The sequence below is a fragment of the Rhizobium sp. P28RR-XV genome (genome assembly GCF_012641385.1).
In the GTDB taxonomy this organism is placed as follows: Bacteria; Pseudomonadota; Alphaproteobacteria; order Rhizobiales; family Rhizobiaceae; genus Rhizobium.
Genome location: NZ_JABAIG010000005.1, coordinates 161,495 through 181,179 on the forward strand (window position 1 = coordinate 161,495; position 19,685 = coordinate 181,179).

At 58.0% G+C, this 19,685-nt stretch carries 11 protein-coding genes; 9 read left to right on the forward strand and 2 right to left on the reverse strand.

Annotated features, from left to right (window positions below; genetic code table 11):
- Window positions 1-34 precede the first annotated feature (34 nt).
- From HGP12_RS12355 to HGP12_RS12370, 4 genes are all read left to right on the forward strand, one after another.
- Window positions 35-1,039 (forward strand): zinc-dependent alcohol dehydrogenase family protein, encoded by a 1,005-nt coding sequence (locus HGP12_RS12355; RefSeq protein WP_168878908.1) that lies wholly within the window; start codon window positions 35-37, stop codon window positions 1,037-1,039.
- A gap of 34 nt (window positions 1,040-1,073) precedes the next feature.
- Window positions 1,074-1,373 (forward strand): tautomerase family protein, encoded by a 300-nt coding sequence (locus HGP12_RS12360; RefSeq protein WP_168878909.1) that lies wholly within the window; start codon window positions 1,074-1,076, stop codon window positions 1,371-1,373.
- A gap of 257 nt (window positions 1,374-1,630) precedes the next feature.
- Window positions 1,631-2,455: an alpha/beta fold hydrolase gene (locus HGP12_RS12365; RefSeq protein WP_168878910.1), complete on the forward strand. Its 825-nt coding sequence runs from the start codon at window positions 1,631-1,633 to the stop codon at window positions 2,453-2,455.
- Between the two features lie 93 nt (window positions 2,456-2,548).
- Entirely contained in the window at window positions 2,549-3,514 is a 966-nt protein-coding gene (locus HGP12_RS12370) for an MBL fold metallo-hydrolase (RefSeq protein ID WP_168878911.1), read from the forward strand.
- A 310-nt stretch (window positions 3,515-3,824) separates the two neighbouring features.
- Here HGP12_RS12370 and HGP12_RS12375 read toward each other — a convergent pair whose 3' ends face one another.
- On the reverse strand, window positions 3,825-5,594 hold the full coding sequence (locus tag HGP12_RS12375; RefSeq protein ID WP_168878912.1) for an SLC13 family permease: 1,770 nt from the start codon (window positions 5,592-5,594) through the stop codon (window positions 3,825-3,827).
- A gap of 360 nt (window positions 5,595-5,954) precedes the next feature.
- Between HGP12_RS12375 and HGP12_RS12380 the strand changes: the two genes are divergently transcribed.
- The 4 genes from HGP12_RS12380 (at window position 5,955) to HGP12_RS12395 (ending at window position 15,164) form a co-directional block, all read left to right on the forward strand.
- On the forward strand, window positions 5,955-9,167 hold the full coding sequence (locus HGP12_RS12380; RefSeq protein WP_168878913.1) for a maltotransferase domain-containing protein: 3,213 nt from the start codon (window positions 5,955-5,957) through the stop codon (window positions 9,165-9,167).
- Between the two features lie 19 nt (window positions 9,168-9,186).
- Entirely contained in the window at window positions 9,187-12,465 is a 3,279-nt protein-coding gene (treS, locus tag HGP12_RS12385; protein WP_168879128.1) for a maltose alpha-D-glucosyltransferase, read from the forward strand.
- Window positions 12,462-14,693 carry a 1,4-alpha-glucan branching protein GlgB gene (gene glgB / locus HGP12_RS12390; protein WP_168878914.1) on the forward strand — a complete coding sequence of 744 codons (2,232 nt, stop codon included), beginning with the start codon at window positions 12,462-12,464 and terminating at the stop codon, window positions 14,691-14,693. Before treS ends, glgB begins: the two co-directional genes overlap by 4 nt.
- Before the next feature lie 120 nt (window positions 14,694-14,813).
- Window positions 14,814-15,164, forward strand: coding sequence for a response regulator (locus HGP12_RS12395; RefSeq protein WP_168840739.1), 351 nt, complete (start codon window positions 14,814-14,816; stop codon window positions 15,162-15,164).
- A gap of 115 nt (window positions 15,165-15,279) precedes the next feature.
- Here HGP12_RS12395 and treZ read toward each other — a convergent pair whose 3' ends face one another.
- On the reverse strand, window positions 15,280-17,040 hold the full coding sequence (treZ, locus tag HGP12_RS12400; protein ID WP_168878915.1) for a malto-oligosyltrehalose trehalohydrolase: 1,761 nt from the start codon (window positions 17,038-17,040) through the stop codon (window positions 15,280-15,282).
- A gap of 129 nt (window positions 17,041-17,169) precedes the next feature.
- Between treZ and treY the strand changes: the two genes are divergently transcribed.
- Window positions 17,170-19,647 (forward strand): malto-oligosyltrehalose synthase, encoded by a 2,478-nt coding sequence (gene treY, locus HGP12_RS12405; RefSeq protein ID WP_168878916.1) that lies wholly within the window; start codon window positions 17,170-17,172, stop codon window positions 19,645-19,647.
- Window positions 19,648-19,685 lie beyond the last annotated feature (38 nt).

Consider the following 19,685-nt stretch of genomic DNA (forward strand, 5'->3'; position numbering starts at 1 on the left):
GGATTGTCGGCAACGCAGCATGAAGGGCAGACTGATGAAAACCACCACGCCTATAGAAATGGACGCACTCGTCCTCACTGAAGCGAACTCGGAGCTTGTCCGCACGCGCATGGTCTGCCCGGCTCCCGCTGCGGGGGAGGTTCTCGTCCGCGTCAAGGCGAGCAGCGTCAACCCGCTCGATCTCAAGATCAAGAGCGGACAGGCCCCACACGCCCGCCACCCGTTGCCCGCCATCCTTGGAATGGACCTAGCCGGGGTCGTCGAGGCAGTCGGACCCGGGGTCACATCCTTCAAGCCGCAGGACGAGGTCTTTGGCTTAACTGGCGGCGTAGGCGGCCTGCAGGGCTCGTTGGCGACCTTCGTTTCGGTCGACGCCGATCTCCTCGCTCCAAAACCAAGCAACCTTACCATGCGTGAGGCGGCCGCTCTGCCGCTCGTCTTCATTACCGCGTGGGAAGGGCTGGTTGATCGCGCCGAGGTCCAGGCGCGGCAGAAGGTGCTAGTGCTCGGTGCTGGCGGTGTCGGTCATATAGCAATCCAGGTCGCACGCGCCTTCGGAGCCGATGTCTTCGCCGTCGATAAGGCGTCGAAGCAGAGGCAGATCGAAGAGCTGTGTGCGACGGCAATCGACCGTCATCAGACCACAGTCGAGGAATACGTGAAGGACCACACCGGCGGACGCGGCTTCGACGTCGTCTATGATACCGTCGGCGGGGCAGGGATCGATGCAGCATTCAACGCCGTCACCAGGTTCGGCCACGTCGTCAGTTGCCTCGGGTGGGGCACCCATTCCCTCGGCCCCCTCTCTTTCCGGGCTGCGAGCTACTCTGGCGTCTTCACGCTCCTGCCGATCCTGACCGGCGAAGGACGGGCTCATCACGGGGCGATCCTACGCGAGGCGAAGCGCCTGGTCGAAGCCGGGAAGGTCACGCCGCTCCTAGACCCGCGCCGCTTCAGCTTCGAGACTATCGCCGAAGCCTATGCCGAAATCGAAAACCGCACGGCCAATGGAAAGATCGTCATCGACGTCGCTGGCTAGGTGGACGTCTCAACCGAACGAGGGAAACAAAGGCATGCCATTCGTAAACGTAAAGCTGGTCGACGGCGTCTTCACGCCCGAGGAAAAACACGCCATGGCCAAGGCCTTGACCGATGTCATGGTCAAGTTTGAAGGATCGGAGGCTTTTCGCGAAGTCGTCTGGGTCCTGATCGAGGAGCTGCACACGGACGGCTGGCACATCGGCGGCAGGCCGTTCGAGGGGCCAAAGTCTCTGATGACAACTCTTTCGAAGTCCAGGGACATCGTCGAGACGATCGACGGCAATCCAACCACCCGCAAAGAGTGGGCCGATGCCGCGCCCGTCCGCGGGTGACTGACCTTCATCGTGAGCCGCGGGCAAGAGATTAAAACCCGGACGCGTCATTTCCGCCTGCGGAGCCATCCGAGCGAAGAAGGAAAAGGACCATGACCTCCAGAGTACATTTTCCGATACCCGCCGTCACACGCAGGGAGGTCTTGATAGGGACCGCCGCGACGGCAGTCACGGCCCTGCCGATGCACGCGCTCGCGGCCACGGCCAGGGCGTCTTCGAATCCAACCAGTGCAAACACTGAAACCGGGAGTGAGATCATGAGCAGCATCGCCACGAAAAACGGCGCGCAGATTTTCTACAAGGACTGGGGTTCCGGTCAGCCGATCGTATTCCACCACGGCTGGCCACTCAGTGCCGACGACTGGGACAACCAGATGCTATTCTTCCTGGGCAAGGGCTTCCGCGTCATCGCCCACGATCGCAGGGGTCACGGCCGCTCCAGCCAGACCTCGGGCGGCAACGACATGGATACGTACGCAGCCGATGTCGCAGCCCTGGCTGAGGCGCTTGACCTCCGCGACGCCATCCACGTCGGCCATTCGACGGGCGGCGGCGAAGTCACCAGGTATGTCGCCAGACATGGTAAGAGCCGGGTCGCCAAGGCGGTGCTCATTTCCGCCATCCCTCCGGTCATGGTCAAGTCCGATAGAAATCCGGGCGGACTTCCGATCGAGGTGTTCGACGGATACCGCGCGGCGTTGGCCGCAAATCGGGCACAGCTCTACCTCGATATCGCGAGCGGGCCGTTCTACGGCTTCAACCGCCCCGGTGCGGCCATCTCCGAAGGAACGATCCGCAACTGGTGGCGGCAAGGCATGATGGGCGGCGCGAACGCACATTACGAATGCATCAAGGTCTTTTCCGAGACCGATTTCACGGAAGACCTCAAGGCCATCGACGTCCCGGTCCTCGTGATGCACGGCAGCGACGACCAGGTCGTTCCCATCGCCGACTCCGCGGAACTCTCGGTGAAGTTGCTCAAGAACGGGACGCTCAAGGTCTACGACGGCTACCCACATGGAATGTTCACGACGCACGCGGACGTGATCAACGCAGACCTTCTGGCCTTCATCAAGGCCTGACGGCCGGGCGGGCCGCAAAGGCCCGCCTCGTCCTTACCAAACCCCGTTCGAAAGCCGTCGGCTCGTTCGAGACCGGCCGTGGAAAGGTATGTCATGAAATCCGATCACATGCTCTCGCGCCGTGGATTTTGCCTCTGCTGCATCGGTGCCGCAGGATTCGCCGCGACGGGAGGGTGGTTAAGTCCCCGCCAGGCCTATGCCGAGGCACGTGGCCTGGTGAGCCTCATAAAGGACAGCGCCGCCAAGTCCGCCATCTCCACCCACAAACTAAGGAGCGGCATCACCATCCTCGAAGGTTCCGGCGGCAACGTCGCGGTGTTGAGCGGCAAGGACGGCCTCGTCATGGTGGACGCAGGCATCAGCGTTTCCCGCAAACAGATGAGCAAGGCTCTCGCAGAAATCTCGCCAGCTCCCGTCACCCATCTGATCAATACCCATTGGCATTTCGACCATGCGGACGGGAACGCCTGGATTGGGTCCGGAGGAGCCAAGATCATCGCGCATGAAAACACCCGTAAGTACCTGTCGCAGGTCCAAAGGGTGGAAGACTGGGACTACAATTTCCTCCCGGTCGGGAAAAGCGGGGAGCCACAGTATGTCTTCTCCAAGGAACACACGCTTAAGCTGAACGGAGAAACCGCAATTCTCAAATACTATGGCGCCGCCCATACTGATGGGGACATCTCGGTTATGTTCCAAGAGGCGGATATCCTTCACGTCGGCGACACTTACTGGAACGGCATCTATCCCTTTATCGATCACTCGACGGGCGGCAGCATCGACGGAATGATCGCGGCCTCTGAAGCGAATCTCGCCGCGTCCACCGACAAGACCATTATCATACCGGGTCACGGCGACCCGGTGAGCAACCGCGCCGAGTTGCGTGACTTCCGCGACATGCTGGTCGCCGTCCGCGAGAACGTCGCGAAGTTCAAACGCCAGGGACGCTCCCTCGACGAGGTAGTCGAGGCGAAGCCCACGTTAGCGTTTGACGCGAAATGGGGTCAGTTCGTGATTGATCCCGCCTTCTTTACGAGGCTGGTCTATGCCGGCGTCTAGGCGTCGCTATGGCGCTTCATTGTTCCTCTCGATGAACATTTCTCTGCGACTGTGGCGGGACAGGGTCCCACGCAGATGCGGGGACTGCGGGATCGTATAGACATGTCGTATAGCTTGATCCCACTACGTTTTTTGGAAAGCAATGCATGCTATTGGCACGCTGACGTCAAGCGTTACGCCGTCCTTGCAAGTTTGGGAGTTTACCCGACATGGGAGAATGTCGCAGGCTCATATGCAGGGTTTGCCATGCCAGTGTAGCACCAACCCTGCTTCAAGCAGGAACGTTAAGGAAATTTAAGGCGAGCCCGCATTAGCGGATCGGCCACACGTAGAGCAGCGCCGGAACGCTAACGAGAATGATGATGATCGACAACGGCAATCCCAGCCGCGGATAGTCAGCAAACTTGTAGCCGCCTGGCCCCATTACCAACGTATTGCACTGATGGCCGATCGGAGTCAGAAAATCACTGCCAGCGCCTATGGCGACCGCCATGAGAAAGGCTTCTGGCTTGAAGTTGAGTGCTTGCGCAAAGCTCGCGGCAATCGGTGCCATGACAAGGACAGTTGCGGCGTTGTTGAGAAATGGCGTCACGGCCATGGCGGTGACGAGGATTAGCGCCAAAGCGCCAAAGGGTGGCATCTGCGCGGCGAAAAAGCCGAGCCACTGAGCAATCAACTCGCTGCCTCCGGTCGTGCGCAAGGTATCGGAAACCGGAATGAGCGCCGCCAGCATGATGAGAATGGGACCGTCGATGGATTTGTAGAGGTCGACCAGCGGAATGACGCGAAAGACGATCATCGCGAGTGCCGCCGCAAAGAAGCCGATTGAGACCGGCACAAGCCCGGCGGCTGTGCTGCCCATAGCGGCAGTGAGGATGAACAACGGGATATAGGCGCGACGGGGTGTTCCGAGCAGGATCTCTCGCTCGGCAAGTGGCAGGCAACCAAACTCCTGCAGAAAGCCAGGAAGGCTTCTGCGGCTGCCTTGAAGCACGACGACATCACCGGCCTGCAATCGCAGTTTGCCAAGCCGCTCGGTCAAGCGCTCGCCGTGACGACTGACGGCCAGCAGGTTAATGCCGCGCCGGTTGTAAAGCGCGAGCTGTCGAACCGAAAGGCCGCGCAGCACCGATTCTGACGCGATGACCGCCTCGATCGCGGTCACATCGTTTTGATTTTTTGCACTGGCCGCCGTCTTGCCCGCAGGCTTCAGCCTGGCGCCCGAAATTACGCGGTCGAGCCCCTGTGGGCTTCCCTCCAGTAGGATCGTGTCGCCAATCTGGAGTGAGGCGTCTGGAAAGGGCGCCATGCGCAACTGTTCGCGAAGGATTGCCGTTGCGACGACGTCACCGTCTCCCAGACCGGTCACATCCGCCAGTTGTTTGCCCACGGCGCTCGATTCGTCCGTCACGGTGGCTTCGGAAGAATAGACCTTCATCTCAAGCGCTTCATCGAGCGCCTTATTCTTGTTTTCGCGCTCTGGTACGAGCCAATGGAAAGCGATCAGAAAGGCAACGCCGACGAGTGTCAGTGTCGCGCCGACGAACGTGAAATCGAACATACCGAACGATGTGCCGGTGATCTCATGACGTAGCCGCGAAACGACAATATTGGGCGACGTGCCAATCTGCGTCATCAGTCCTCCAATTAACGCAGCAAAACTCATCGGCATCAGATAGCGGGATGGGGATAGACCGATCTTCCTGGAAAACTGGAAAGCAACCGGCATCATGATGGCCAATGCGCCGATATTCTTGATGAATGCTGACAGGACGGCGACAACAATGAGCAGTAGCGCCAGTTGCGCGTGGAGCGATTGCAGGTTCGGAAAAAATCGCTTGATCGCTGAATCGACAATGCCCGAACGAGCCACGCCGGCGCTGACCACCAGTGCACTGCCAACGATAATGACGATGTCGTCACTGAAGCCTGAAAAAGCTCGCTCGAAGGGAACAATCCCGAGGGCAATCGATAAGATCAGCGCGCAGCAGGCAACTATGTCATAGCGGAATCGATCCCAGATGAAGACGATCATCATCAGACCGATAACCCCGAACGCCAGAGCTTGCTCTATCGACATGCTACTCCAAAGGCTTGCGCTCGCCCGCTTGCGGTGCTCCGTTCAATGTTGCGTACGGGAAAAAGTTCCGCGTCGTCTCTCGATTTCTGGTCCCTCTCATAGCAGTGAAAGAGAAGTCCGCACGCAGTTCTCTGTGTTGAATTTCGTTCAAAATTCAACCAACTCATCATATTTGCCGTGATCGGCAACCGCCGCGGGCATCAATTACTGACAGGCCCAGATCCCTTTTCGATGTCAAATGGTGCGTTAATCGCTCAGGTGGATGTCGCTTCGATTGGAACAACTAACCTGCTTGGAGGTTAGTTTCGCTGATCGCCGAGGCGAGAATTCCTTTCCGCGTAATGCGTGGAGAATTACCTGATGACGTTCGCAACTCAGTCAGACGCCGCGTTTAGGCATCCGCGGATCTACTATGTAAATCCGTTGCTCCTCGCGGGCCGAGAGCGATGGAACGAAGCGTTTGATCACGCGAGCGTACTCGGTTTCGACACCGTTCTTTCTGCGCCACCCTTTCTCAGAACAGCCGACGGCGGGCTTTTTTCCACCGACGACTATAGTCACCTCGATCCGGCGCTCAAGCTTGAGGGAGATGCGGAAGAAGGTCTTTTTGCCTTGGCGGAGGACGCGCGAAAAAGAGGGGTCGAGCTCATGCTCGATCTCGCGGTGAACTCGGACAAGACAGACATCGCAGCCTCTCTCCCCCTTGACCCAAGGCGGTCGCCGTTGCCTTCATCCAGGCCGCTGTGCCAAGGCGCGGCGGTTGACGCGTGGCAGGCGCGGCTGGCGCGCTTTGCCGCCTGCGGCATAGCGGGATATCGGGTCCTCGAGCTCGACAGCTTGCCCGCGCAAGACTGGCGACGTCTGATCGAGAGCGCGAAGGCCGTGAGGCCCGAAACAAAATTCTTTGCCTATACGCCTGGAACCGACTTCGCACTGCGATCCGAATTGCGGGAGTGCGGATTTAGCGGCGCATTCTCCTCGCTTGCCTGGTGGGATCTGCGCGAGAGCTGGTTTCTGGAGGAGCATCGTCTCCAGCTGTCGCTGGGGCCGCAGATCGCCTTTCCGGAAGTGCCCTTCGGAAAGCGGCTGGCGCATGGCACTGAGGGGAGGGAAATCCGCGAGCGCAAATCGGTTCGCGCACTTCATCTTGCAGCCGAACTGGGCGATGGGCTTCTCGTGCCCATGGGGTTCGAATTCGGCGTCTCCCTGCCGCTCGATCCAACCTTCGGTCGAGGAGAGGGCTTACGCGCCTTGAAAGCCGAGGGCGCTTTCGATATTTGCGCGGCCGTTCGCAATCTAAACGCTGCGCAGAGCGAGGCCGCTCAAAGACGATTATGCCTTCGATGTGAGACATCGAGCCACGTGACAGTCATCGCACAAGCCGATCAGCCCGATCTCAGGATCGCTGACAAGGTGCGGCTGATTATCGTCAACCGAGACCTGCGCGGCGCTGCGATGGTGCCTGACGACATCGTTCATCGCTTGGCCTCGCCTTTCCTGCCCCTCGAAACCTCGATCACCAGCCGCAGGATCGCCCCCGGCGATGTATGCGTGCTAAGGACGAACGCACGCGCCGTTGTCAGGGCAGACGAGGGGAAGCTACCTCTTGGTGAGGCGACGGCCTCACCGCGAATTGCCATCGAAGATATTACGCCACAGATTGACGATGGCCGTTTCCCGGTCAAGCGCGTCATCGGTGACACCGTCACGGTCGAGGCGGACATCTTCGCGGACGGCCACGACCTCCTATCGGCTTGCCTTCTTTATCGCGCCGACGACCAGTTGGATTGGCGCCAATCGAAAATGGTTCTTTCCGAAAACGATCGGTGGCAAGGATCGTTCTTCCTCGATCGTGTCGGCCGCTTCGAATTCAGGATCGAAGCTTGGAAGAATCTCTACGCCATCTTCCGCCACGAGCTTCTCAAGAAGAGCGAAGCGCGGCTCGATTTGCGGCTGGAGCTGATCGAGGGCGAAGAGTTGATCCGGGATGCCGCAACCGACTTTGCCATATCGATGGCGGCGGGCGAAAGAGCAGAATTGACCGCGCTGCTTGCCGAGCTCGAGAGGCAGGACGGACCTGGTAAACTTGAATTGCTGTTTGCCGCACGTACAAGCGAGCTGATGGCGCTTGCCGACCGCCGTCCGTTTGCCTCCCGCTCGCGACCCTATGGCGTCGAGTCCGAGCGGCGCGAGGCTGCTTTTGCCAGCTGGTATCAGATCTTTCCCCGCTCACAAAGCGGCGACCCCAATCGTCATGGCACCTTCGACGACGTCATCGCGCGCTTGCCGGCAATCCGAGACATGGGCTTCGATGTACTCTATTTCCCGCCGATCCACCCGATCGGGCGGACCAACCGCAAGGGCCGCAACAACTCTCTCGTGCCGGCGCCGGCGGATCCGGGCAGTCCCTATGCGATCGGGTCGCAGGCGGGTGGGCATGAAGCCATTCATCCGCTTCTGGGAGAATTCGATGATTTCGAACGTCTGGTGACGGAAGCAAGGCGATTTGGATTGGAAATCGCGCTCGACTTGGCGATTCAGGCATCCCCTGATCATCCCTGGCTAAAGCAACATCCGGGCTGGTTCGACTGGCGACCGGACGGGACGATCCGTTACGCGGAAAATCCGCCGAAGAAATACGAAGATATCGTCAATGTCGATTTCTATGCGAAGGACGCCGTGCCGGCGCTCTGGGCCGAACTGCGTGACATCGTCGAGATGTGGATCGACGAAGGCATAAAGCTGTTTCGTGTCGACAACCCGCATACCAAGCCTTTTCCCTTCTGGGAATGGATGATCGGCGACGTCCGGGCGCGTCATCCCGAAGTTGCTTTCCTTTCAGAAGCGTTCACAAGACCGAAGGTCATGTACCGATTGGCAAAGATCGGGTTTTCCCAGTCCTACACCTATTTTACATGGCGCAACACCAGAGCGGAGCTGGAGCAATACCTAGTCGAGCTTACGCAGAGCGATGTCACGGAATTCTTCCGCCCGCATTTTTTCGTCAACACACACGACATCAATCCCGACTTCCTGCAAAACGCGCCTCGTCCGGCCTATCTTATCAGGGCCGTTCTGGCGGCGACATTGTCGGGTCTGTGGGGTGTTTATAACGGTTTCGAGCTTTGCGAGGGTCGCCCCGACGCCAAGCGCAAGGAATACGCCGATAGCGAAAAATACGAAATCCGTGCCTGGGACTATGACAGGCCCGGCAACATCAAAGCTGAAATCGCTATGCTCAACCGCATTCGCAAGGATAATTCGGCGCTGCATTCGCATCTCGGCTTGACGCTGCTGCCATCGTCAAACCCAAACGTCATGTTCTATGAAAAAGCAAGCGTCGGGCGCCACAATGTTCTTCTTGTGGCCGTAACGCTCAATCCGCACGCGCCAGAAGAAAGCAACGTGGAATTTCCGCTTTGGCGGTTTGGCGCGGCGGATGACGGGGCGCTTGCCTTCGAGGACCTCGTTAGCGGCCAAAGGTTTAATCGTACAGGAAAATGGCAAACGATCAGGCTGGACCCGGCCCGTTTGCCTTTCGCCATTTGGCGCGTCAGGACTGGTGAGGTGTGAGATGAACACCGCTGTTATTATGGACAACGACAACGGAATTGCCGAGGATTTGCTCTGGTACAAGGATGCGATCATCTATCAGTTGCACGTCAAGTCCTTTTATGACGCCAACGGCGACGGAGTCGGCGATTTCGAGGGCCTCTATCAGAAGCTCGACTATATCGCCGCTCTCGGCGTTAATGCGATTTGGCTTCTCCCTTTTTTTCCTTCACCACGACGCGACGACGGCTACGACATTGCCGACTATCGCAGTGTCAGCCCTGACTATGGGACGCTCGACGACTTTCGAAAGTTCGTTGCAGCCGCGCATCAACGCGGCATCCGTGTGATTATCGAACTCGTTATCAATCACACGTCCGACCAACATCCCTGGTTCCAACGCTCGCGGCAATCGCCAGCCGGAAGCCCCGAGCGGGATTTTTATGTTTGGTCGGACAACGACCAGAGGTTTCCAGAGACCCGCATCATCTTTCTGGATACCGAAAAGTCGAACTGGACCTTCGATCCCGTCGCCGGCCAGTACTACTGGCATCGCTTCTATTCGCATCAGCCGGATCTCAATTTCGACAACCCTTTGGTGATGAAGGAACTTATCGACGTCATGCGTTTCTGGCTCGAGACCGGCATCGACGGGTTTCGGCTTGATGCGATACCATATCTTGTCGAACGCGAGGGCACCAACAATGAAAATCTTCCGGAAACCCACCGGATCCTAAAGGAGATCCGCGCTGCGCTCGATGCAACGCATCGCGGCGTGATGCTCCTTGCCGAGGCAAACCAGTGGCCCGAGGATACGCGTGAATATTTCGGCGATGGCGACGAATGCCACATGGCATTCCATTTTCCCCTGATGCCGCGCATGTACATGGCGATTGCCAAGGAAGATCGCTTCCCGATCACTGACATTATGCGTCAAACGCCGGATATCCCCGAAAGTTGTCAATGGGCGATCTTTCTTCGAAACCACGATGAGCTGACGCTCGAAATGGTGACCGATGCGGAACGCGATTATCTGTGGGAGACGTATGCTTCCGACAAACGCGCCCGCATTAATCTTGGCATCCGTCGTCGACTGGCACCGTTGATGGAGCGCGACCGCCGTCGCATCGAGCTCATGAACGCATTGCTGCTGTCCATGCCCGGAACGCCTGTGGTTTATTATGGCGATGAGATCGGCATGGGCGACAATATTTATCTCGGCGACCGAGATGGGGTGCGCACGCCCATGCAATGGTCTCCAGACCGTAACGCCGGCTTTTCGCGCGCCGATCCAGCGCGCCTCGTGTCGCCACCGGTCGCGGATCCTCTTTACGGCTACGAGGCATTGAATGTCGAGGCGCAGGTGTCGGACGCGCATTCCCTGCTGAATTGGACTCGACGAATGCTGGCGTTGCGCGGTCGACATAGTGCCTTCGGCCGAGGTTCGTTGCGCTTTTTGACGCCAAGTAATCGACGGGTGCTCGCCTACCTGCGGGAATACCAGGAAGAGGTAATCCTATGCGTGGCGAACCTGTCGCGTGTTCCCCAGGCCGTTGAACTCGACCTGCAGCAATTCGAAGGGCGTGTTCCCGTCGAGCTGACGGGGATGTCGCCGTTCCCGCCGGTCGGGCAGCTCACTTACCTGCTCACTCTGCCTCCCTATGGCTTCTTCTGGTTCCAGTTGAACGCCGAGGCTGACGGGCCTGCCTGGCGCACCGCGCCGCCAGAGCAACTGATTGATTTCGTCACGGTCGTTATCAGACGCAGCCTGACGGAGCTTGTCGAACTGCCGCAGCATGCCGCGGTTCTGAGTAGGGATATTCTGCCCGCTTACCTCTCGAAGCGGCGCTGGTTCGGCGCCAAGGACCAGGCACTGCAGGAGGCGCGACTCGTCTCGGCGACACCGATACCGTTTGCCGATGGCATCGTGCTGGGAGAGATCGAGGCTGTTCTGCCGGATCATGTGGAAAGCTACCAGCTGCCGCTTGCCGCCGAATGGGACGACACCGCGCCGAACGTGCTTGGCCAGCAGCTCTCCCTTGCCCGTATCCGGCAGGGCAGGCGGGTTGGGTTCCTGACCGACGGTTTTGCCGTTGAGACGATGGCGCGTGGCATTCTGCAGGGCCTATGCGATCGCTCGACAGTCAGCGGACGCACCGGCACCATCGAGTTCATCGGCACCGATCGACTCGATTGCCTGGCACTGACAGAAGATATGCCGATCCGTTGGCTTTCAGCTGAACAATCCAACAGCTCGTTGCTCGTCGGCGATTTGGCGATGATCAAGCTGATTCGCCATGTCTTCGTCGGCGTCCATCCGGAAGTCGAGATGACGCGATACCTGACGGAGCAAGGCTATGAGCACACCGCGCCGCTTCTGGGCGAGGTCGCGCGCACCGACGGTGAAGGCCGCCGATCAACGCTCATCATCGTGCAAGGGGCTATCCGAAACCAGGGCGACGCCTGGAATTGGATGCTTTCCAATCTGCGGCGTGCTGCCGACGAGATCGTCATCACCGAAGCAGCGGTTGAGACCGCCGACGAACAGTTGCGCCCGCTTTTGCATTTCGTCGCCATGGTTGGTGAACGGCTGGGAGAGTTGCATGTCCTGCTGGCACAGCCAACGCAAAACGAAGCCTTTGCGCCACGCCGGGCAGATCAGCGCGATACGGCCGTCATTCGCGAGGCGGTCACTGGCGAGATCACCTATGCTTTTTCCAAACTGACCGACCTGGTAGACAGTGTCGACCCAGAGATCGCAGACCGCGTGTCCCTGCTGCTGGGCGGACGCGAAAGGATCATCAAACTTGCCGCCGCACTGGCGGACGAGGCGAAGGGGACGCTGCTGACCCGCGCGCATGGCGATTTCCACCTTGGCCAGATTCTGGTGACGGAAGGAGACGCTGTTATTATCGATTTTGAAGGCGAGCCGGCCCGAAACCTCGCAGAGCGCCGGGCAAAGACGAGCCCTTTGCGCGACGCTGCCGGCCTATTGCGATCGCTTGACTACCTTTCAGCGGCCGCGATGCTCGAAAACGACGCGATTTCCGATCATCATGACGCGCGCCGAAGGCAGGTGATCCAGCGCTTTGCTGAGAATGCCGAACGCATCTTTCTGACCTCCTATATGGAAGCGCTGGCCGCATCGCGAGATTTGCCGAAAACCCCTGCGGAAGTACGGCGACTTATCGATATCTTTCTTTTGGAAAAGGCGGCCTATGAGATTGCCTACGAGGCGAGAAATCGTCCGAAGTGGCTTCCAATTCCGCTAAGCGGATTTGCCGACATTCTGATGCGCCTTTCGGAGAGCCGCTCATGACGGAAGCCGCGGACATTCTTTACGGTGTGGAGGCGGATGCCATGAATGCCCTCATCGAGGGGCGCCATGGCGATCCTTTTTCGATCCTTGGTTTCCATCAGGGTGTCGACGGTCGCTGCAGTGTGAGAACCTATCTTCCCGGCGCAATGCGCGTTGAAATCCTCGACCGGGACAGTGGTTTGCCGTTGGCTCAGGCCAACCTCCTGCATCCGGCCGGTCTGTTCGGTGCCGTGCTTGCCGAACGCCACGCCTATTCCTTGAGAATTCAGTGGCCCGATGCAATCCAGGTGACGCCTGATCCCTACAGTTTCCCACCATTGCTTGGCGAGCTGGATCTTCATCTTATCGCCGAAGGCACGCATTACGACCTGACGCAGGCGCTCGGCGCTAATCCCACGAACGTCGAAGACGTTTCAGGTGTCCGCTTCGCCGTTTGGGCGCCGAATGCTTCGCGCGTATCCGTTGTCGGCGACTTCAATGCCTGGGATGGGCGTCGCCATCCGATGAGGCTTAGGCGGCAGGCAGGTGTCTGGGAGATATTCATTCCGCATCTCACGGTCGGCGAACGCTACAAGTTCGAGATCCTCGATCGCTTCGGCAACCGACTTCCCCAGAAGGCCGATCCCGTCGCGCGAGCCGCCGAGCCGGCACCATCGACAGCCTCGGTGGTCGCTTCATCGGAATCCTTCCGCTGGAACGATCATGCCTGGATGGATAGTCGGCGAGGCGCCGAGCAACTGGGCAAGGCGCTTTCGATCTATGAGGTTCATGCCGGCTCTTGGCTACGCGATATGGAAGATGGCGGCCGCGCACTGGATTGGGTCGAACTCTCGCAGCGACTGATCCCCTATGTCAGCGAAATGGGGTTCACCCATGTCGAGTTGCTGCCGATCATGGAACATCCTTTTGGAGGATCCTGGGGCTATCAGCCGCTCGGTCTCTTTGCGCCGACCGGGCGTTACGGAACGCCCGACGATTTCGCCTATTTCGTCGATCGCTGCCACGAACAGGGAATTGGCGTCATCCTGGACTGGGTGCCAGCGCATTTTCCGACCGATGTGTGGGGATTGGCGCGCTTTGACGGGACCGCGCTTTACGAGCATGAAGATCCGAAAGAGGGCTTTCATCGCGACTGGAACACGCTGATCTACAATCTCGGCCGCCGCGAGGTCAAAGGCTTTCTGATCGCGAGCGCTCTTGAATGGCTCGATCGCTATCATGTCGACGGATTGCGCGTGGATGCCGTCGCCTCGATGCTGTATCGCGACTACAGCCGCCCGGAAGGCGAGTGGATTCCGAACCATCATGGTGGCCGCGAAAACCTGGAGGCCATCGAGTTCTTCAAGCACCTGAACAGCATTGTTCATGAGCGCCATGCACATGTGCTGATGATCGCCGAGGAGTCGACTGCTTTTCCCAACATCACCAGATCAGCGAGCGAAGGCGGCCTAGGCTTTGACATGAAATGGAATATGGGGTGGATGCACGACACGCTCCATTACATGTCCGAGGATCCGGTTTATCGAAAATACCACCATGGTTCGATGACATTCGGAATGATCTACACTTACAGTGAGCGGTTCATTCTACCGTTTTCGCATGATGAAGTGGTCCACGGCAAAGGCTCGCTTCTCGGCAAGATGCCGGGTGACGAATGGCAGAAAATAGCCAATCTCCGCGCTCTTTTCGGTTTCATGTGGGGGCACCCGGGCAAGAAGCTTCTCTTCATGGGCTGCGAGATCGGCCAACGATCGGAATGGAACCATGACGGCTCTGTCGAGTGGGACGTCCTGGACGAAGCCTCTCATACCGGCGTGCAGCGGTTGGTACGCGATTTGAACCGAATTTACAGGCATTTTCCCTGCCTGCAGCATGGTGATATCGCGCCGGACGGCTTCGAGTGGGCGGTTGCCGATGATGCCGAACACTCGGTGTTGGCGATGCTGCGCTTCGATGCCACAAGGCGGTCGGCGGCTCTCGTCGTCTCGAATTTTACGCCGGTTTTCCGAGAGGGATATAGGATAGGCGTACCTTTTAATGGGCGATGGCGGCAGATACTCAATACCGATGCTTCGGTTTATGGTGGGGCAGGCACCGACTTCGGCGATCGCGCCACCGACGATTTCCCGGCGCACGGACGGGCGCAGTCCCTTCTTCTCGATCTCGCGCCCCTTTCAACGTTGATGTTTTTCTTTGGCGATGAGGAGGTGAGCAATCCTGAAGGCTAAGGGCTTTCGAAGGGTAAAGGTACTGTTGCTACCGCGTGTCGAGCATATCCGTGCGGTGGCGGACCTGAGCCTTTCTCCCAATTGGATCCATCTTATTTTGCGAGGAGGTTACCGGTGACAATGAAGGTTATGATCGTCGAAGACGAGGCCCTGGTGGCGCTCGAATTGGAGCGCATTGCAGTTGAAGCTGGCCACGAAATCGTGGGCCCCTTTGCGACCGTAGAGCAAGCTCTGGCCTATGCTTCGAAAGCTCAAGTTGCTCTCGTGGATCTCGGCTTGGCCGACGGCCATAGCGGAGGAGGGCTTGCGCGCCGACTGACAGATCGTTTCGGGATAAAGGTTATCTTCGTGACGGGCAGTCCCGAACGGGTGGGCTATGGCCGCGAAGGAGCGATTGCGGTGATCGGCAAGCCATTCAGCGACGAAGCCATCGTCGGTGCCCTGGCGAAGGCGACGAGCGCCGAAGGGTAGTCGGTTTGGTATTGTGACAAGCTTAGAATGGAGACAGAGATACCGACTTCCTCGCGGTCGTTCGCTTGCTGAATTCATGTCGGTGTCGATGGAGCTGTTCGTTTCGCAAAAGCGCTTATGACAGGCTCCAGGCGACGGCCCAGGGACCGATCGAGTTGTCAGTGATGCCATCCGATGCAAATATCGTCTGACCTGGGACTGGTCCGGTCTGAACAACAGCCCTATCCGATAAATTAGCTACAAGATGAAGGGTTGCTGTCTCCATTTGCCACTGAATTCGAATGAGTGGATGGTCAGCGCCGTGCGCGGCTGTGCAACTGCGCGCTTGGTAAAGAAGCGGTACGATCTTTTGATGCCGGAGCCTTATCAACAACCGATAATAGTCGGCAAGAGCTTCGTTTGCTTCGATTGCCTCCCAGCGCAGCTTCGCGCTGCGAAAGGTGGCTTGTGACGTCGGGTCGGGCGCATCATCCGCATGAAAGCCGGGCAAACGTCTCAGTTCTTCCTTGCGCCCCAGTCTGACCTTTCTGTTCAGCTCCTCATCAAAGTCGCAAAAGAACGGAAAGGGCTCGACGGCTCCCCATTCCTCCCCCATGAACAGCATCGGGATTTGCGGCGAGAGCAGGTAAATCGCTGTAATGGCTTTTATCGCCTCAAGCGAGTGGGAACAGACCATGCGGTCGCCTCGTGCCCGGTTGCCGATTTGGTCGTGATTTTGAATGAAGCAGATGAAGGCCGTCGGAGGCAGGTGGGCGCTTGGCGATCCTCTCGATCGACCTCGATATCCCATATGCTCCCCCTGAAATGCGAAGCCTTCGCAAAGGGCGCGACACAAACGTGATCGATAATCGATATAGTCCTCATAATAGCCGAATGTCTCCCCCGTTGCCGCTACGTGGAGAGCATGATGGATATCGTCGTTCCATTGCGCGGTAAAATGGCATGGCCTGCCGTCGTTATCCCGTGCCAAAAGACCGGATTCATTATCTTCATTTTCGAGGATCAAATGAACACGACGATCGGGAAACGCCCGTCTGACACGATCCGCCAGTTCGGTCAGAATATGCGGATCACTATCATCCTTCATCGCGTGAACGGCATCGAGCCGCAAACCGTCCATCCGAAATTCGGTTAGCCAATAGATCGCGTTCTCGATGACGAAATCACGAACGAAACGGCTCCCTTCGCCGTCGTAATTCAGGCCCTTGCCCCAGAAGCTCTCATGCCGACCGCTGAAGATCGGCGCTAAGAGCGGTAGATAATTCCCGTCCGGTCCGAAGTGGTTATAGACGACGTCAAGGAAGACACAGATACCGCGCTCATGCGCTGCATCGACAAGCATTTTCAGATCTTCGGGACGGCCGTAGCTGCTATCCGGTGCGTATGGCAAAACACCGTCGTAACCCCAGCCATATCGACCACGAAAATCAGAAAGTGGCATGAGTTGGATGGCGGTTATGCCAAGGCGCTGCAAATGGTCGAGCTTTTCGATGGCCGACAGAAAGGTGCCGGTCTGCGTGAAGGCACCGAGATGTAGCTCATATATGACAATGTCCTGCCAGCGAAGACCCTGCCATTCGTCCGTTCGCCATTCGAATCGCGGATCGACGAGTTCGCTGGGTCCATGGACATCGTCTGGTTGGAAACGCGAGGCGGGATCCGGTACCTCAAGGCCGTCGGGCAGAACGAATTTGTAGCGGTCGCCGGCGCGCACATGGGCGACCTCGACCATATGCCAGCCGTCTTGTCCTGGCTGCATTGTCCATTCCCCACGCTGCTCGATGCGGACGAGCACTCGCTCCAGCAAGGGCGCCCATAAGCGAAATAGGACGGCATCCTCCTTGACTTGAGGTCCAAACGCGAAGCTGTGGAGCATGGGACTTCGTCCGTTGATGAGATTGCAGTTTCCCGCTTCCAAACGCGTCCTATCGGCAACGGTTCCGAAGCGCGGAACAGATGTCTTGTAGCGCCGTTGGTAAAGGCGCAGACGCTTGTGAGGAAAACCATGACCGTTTTGACATCTACCTACCGCCTGCAATTTCGCGGGGAGGTCACCTTCAAAAGAGCAACGGAGCTGGTCCCCTATCTCAAAGATCTCGGCATCAGCCACGTCTATGCTTCGCCGATCTTCGCTGCCACGCGTGGATCGACACATGGCTACGATGTCACGGATCCGAACGAAATCGACCCGGTGCTTGGCGGTCGCGCCGGCTTCGACGCCTTTTGTGCGAGCCTGCAGGATGCCGGGCTGGGCCTGATCCTTGATATCGTGCCCAACCATATGGCCGCATCCTTGGAAAATATCTGGTGGCGCGATGTTTTGCGACACGGATCGAACAGCGTCTACGCCGGCCATTTCGATATTGACTGGCGTCGGAAGCTGACATTGCCTTTGCTGGGAAAGCCATTTGAAGAAGCTCTGGCTGCCGGAGAACTCCGTCTCCACTATGAACCCGCCGACGACCGTATCTATTTGGCCTATTTTTCCAATCTGCTTCCGTTGTCGGACGAAAGTACCAAAAATCTCGCGGCGCAGATTGGAAAGGACAAAGAGCGGTTGAGCGCTTTTTCGACGAATGCTGCGGCGATGAACAAGCTTCTCGGCGCACAACACTGGCAATTGTGCTACTGGAAGGAGGCCGCTCAAAACCTTAGCTATCGGCGTTTCTTCGAGGTTGCAGCATTGGTTGGCATGCGGGTGGAAGACGAAAAGGTTTTCAACGACACCCATCGGCTGATCGTCGAATTGGTTCGTGCCGGGCAAGTCCAGGGCCTTCGCATCGATCACATCGATGGACTGGCCGATCCGAAGACCTATCTCGAGCGTTTACGTCAGGCCGTTGGCGTTCATACGTTCATCGTGGTCGAGAAGATTTTAGCGCATGGAGAGACGCTGCCGGCGGATTGGCCTGTTTCGGGAACGACCGGCTACGAATTCATCGCCGCCATGGCCGATCTTTTCGTCAGTGAGAACGGACTGCGCAAATTGGATCGCGCGTATAGGGCGGTCAACGGGGAAGATGCCGACTTCGCGGCAGGTCTGCGCAAGGCCAAACTGCTGATGATCGAGCGCAATTTTGCAGGCGAGACGTCACGCTTGCAAATGTTGGCGCGTTCGATCTTTCCCGACTTCAACGAGATGGCAATCTCTTGCGCACTTCGCGAGCTGCTTACCGCCTTTCCAGTCTATCGCACCTATGGTTATCGGGAAGCCGCGTCGATGCGGGATGAATCATTCATAGACGGCGCCATTGATCAGGCGCGTGTCAGACTGCCAGCTCCTGACGCCCTGGAGGCATTGGGTCGCCTCTTGAAAGGCGATATCCCCGGTGCGGAGGCGCGCGAGTTTCGTGCGCGATTTCAGCAGTTAAGCGGGCCGGTGATGGCAAAATCGGTCGAGGATACGCTATTTTATCGATACAACCGCTTGATTGCCATGAACGAGGTGGGAGGTCAGCCCGACGTCTCGCCAAAACCGGTGGCCGCCTTTCACCAATTCATGGAGGACCGGTTTCGGTGGCAACGCCTCGGCCTTTCGACAACCTCGACGCATGATACGAAGCGCGGGGAAGATGCCCGTGCCCGCCTTTACAGCCTTACCCAGGATCCTGATGTCTGGAGTACTGCCGTGGGGCGGTGGTGCAATATGAATTCTTCGTTTCGCTCTAACCTTGCCGACCGGGCGGCACCGGAACCGAATGTCGAATGGATGCTGTATCAGGCGCTGGCCGGTATCTGGCCGGAACACGTAGAAAAAACCAATCTGGACGCCCTGAAGGATCGATTTACGGCCTATATTCTGAAAGCGATGCGTGAGGCAAAACTTCGAACGGATTGGGAGGAGGAAAATCCAGCCTACGAACACGCGGTTCAGGCTTATGCTGCCGCATTGCTTTCGGTTGAAAATGACAAATTCATGAACGATTTCGACCACACGCTGCGCCCCTTTGAGGAATTCGGCTATCGCAACACCCTGTCGCAACTGCTCATCAAACTCACGGCTCCCGGCATTCCCGACATCTATCAGGGCACGGAGGGACTCGATTTCAGCCTAGTCGATCCGGATAATCGCAGACCGGTCGACCACCTATGGGCTGATACACAAACACCGGCCGACACCCATGCATCCAAGGCGGCGTCGTTGAAGCGAAAGATCATCCGCGAGGTGCTGCACTATCGCCGTCGTCATCCCTCTCTTTTTCTTGAAGGCAAATATGTGCCGCTGAAAACCAGGGGTAAGCAAGCGGATAACCTGGTGGCATTTGCTCGCGTTCACGAGCTGGACATAGCGGTCACGATCATACCGCGTCTTATTGATAGCCGCTCTTCGGATGCCTGGAACGAGGCGATTGTCATCATGCCGCAAGGATTGCGGAGACCGCTGCGGCAGCTGCTAACGGATAGGACATTGCCGGCGGGCGATCTTTCGGCCGCGGAACTGTTTGCTGATCATCCTATCTCTGTTCTCGTCGAACACAGCTGACGGTTCCGCCAATCGGCACACAAAGCCAAGCTGCCGGA

Coding starts and splice junctions, on each gene's coding strand:
- HGP12_RS12355 (WP_168878908.1), top strand. CDS start 35: ATGAAAACCACCACGCCTATAGAAATGGACGCACTCGTCCTCACTGAA.
- HGP12_RS12360 (WP_168878909.1), top strand. CDS start 1,074: ATGCCATTCGTAAACGTAAAGCTGGTCGACGGCGTCTTCACGCCCGAG.
- HGP12_RS12365 (WP_168878910.1), top strand. CDS start 1,631: ATGAGCAGCATCGCCACGAAAAACGGCGCGCAGATTTTCTACAAGGAC.
- HGP12_RS12370 (WP_168878911.1), top strand. CDS start 2,549: ATGAAATCCGATCACATGCTCTCGCGCCGTGGATTTTGCCTCTGCTGC.
- HGP12_RS12375 (WP_168878912.1), bottom strand. CDS start 5,594: ATGTCGATAGAGCAAGCTCTGGCGTTCGGGGTTATCGGTCTGATGATG.
- HGP12_RS12380 (WP_168878913.1), top strand. CDS start 5,955: ATGACGTTCGCAACTCAGTCAGACGCCGCGTTTAGGCATCCGCGGATC.
- treS (WP_168879128.1), top strand. CDS start 9,187: ATGGACAACGACAACGGAATTGCCGAGGATTTGCTCTGGTACAAGGAT.
- glgB (WP_168878914.1), top strand. CDS start 12,462: ATGACGGAAGCCGCGGACATTCTTTACGGTGTGGAGGCGGATGCCATG.
- HGP12_RS12395 (WP_168840739.1), top strand. CDS start 14,814: ATGAAGGTTATGATCGTCGAAGACGAGGCCCTGGTGGCGCTCGAATTG.
- treZ (WP_168878915.1), bottom strand. CDS start 17,040: ATGCTCCACAGCTTCGCGTTTGGACCTCAAGTCAAGGAGGATGCCGTC.
- treY (WP_168878916.1), top strand. CDS start 17,170: ATGACCGTTTTGACATCTACCTACCGCCTGCAATTTCGCGGGGAGGTC.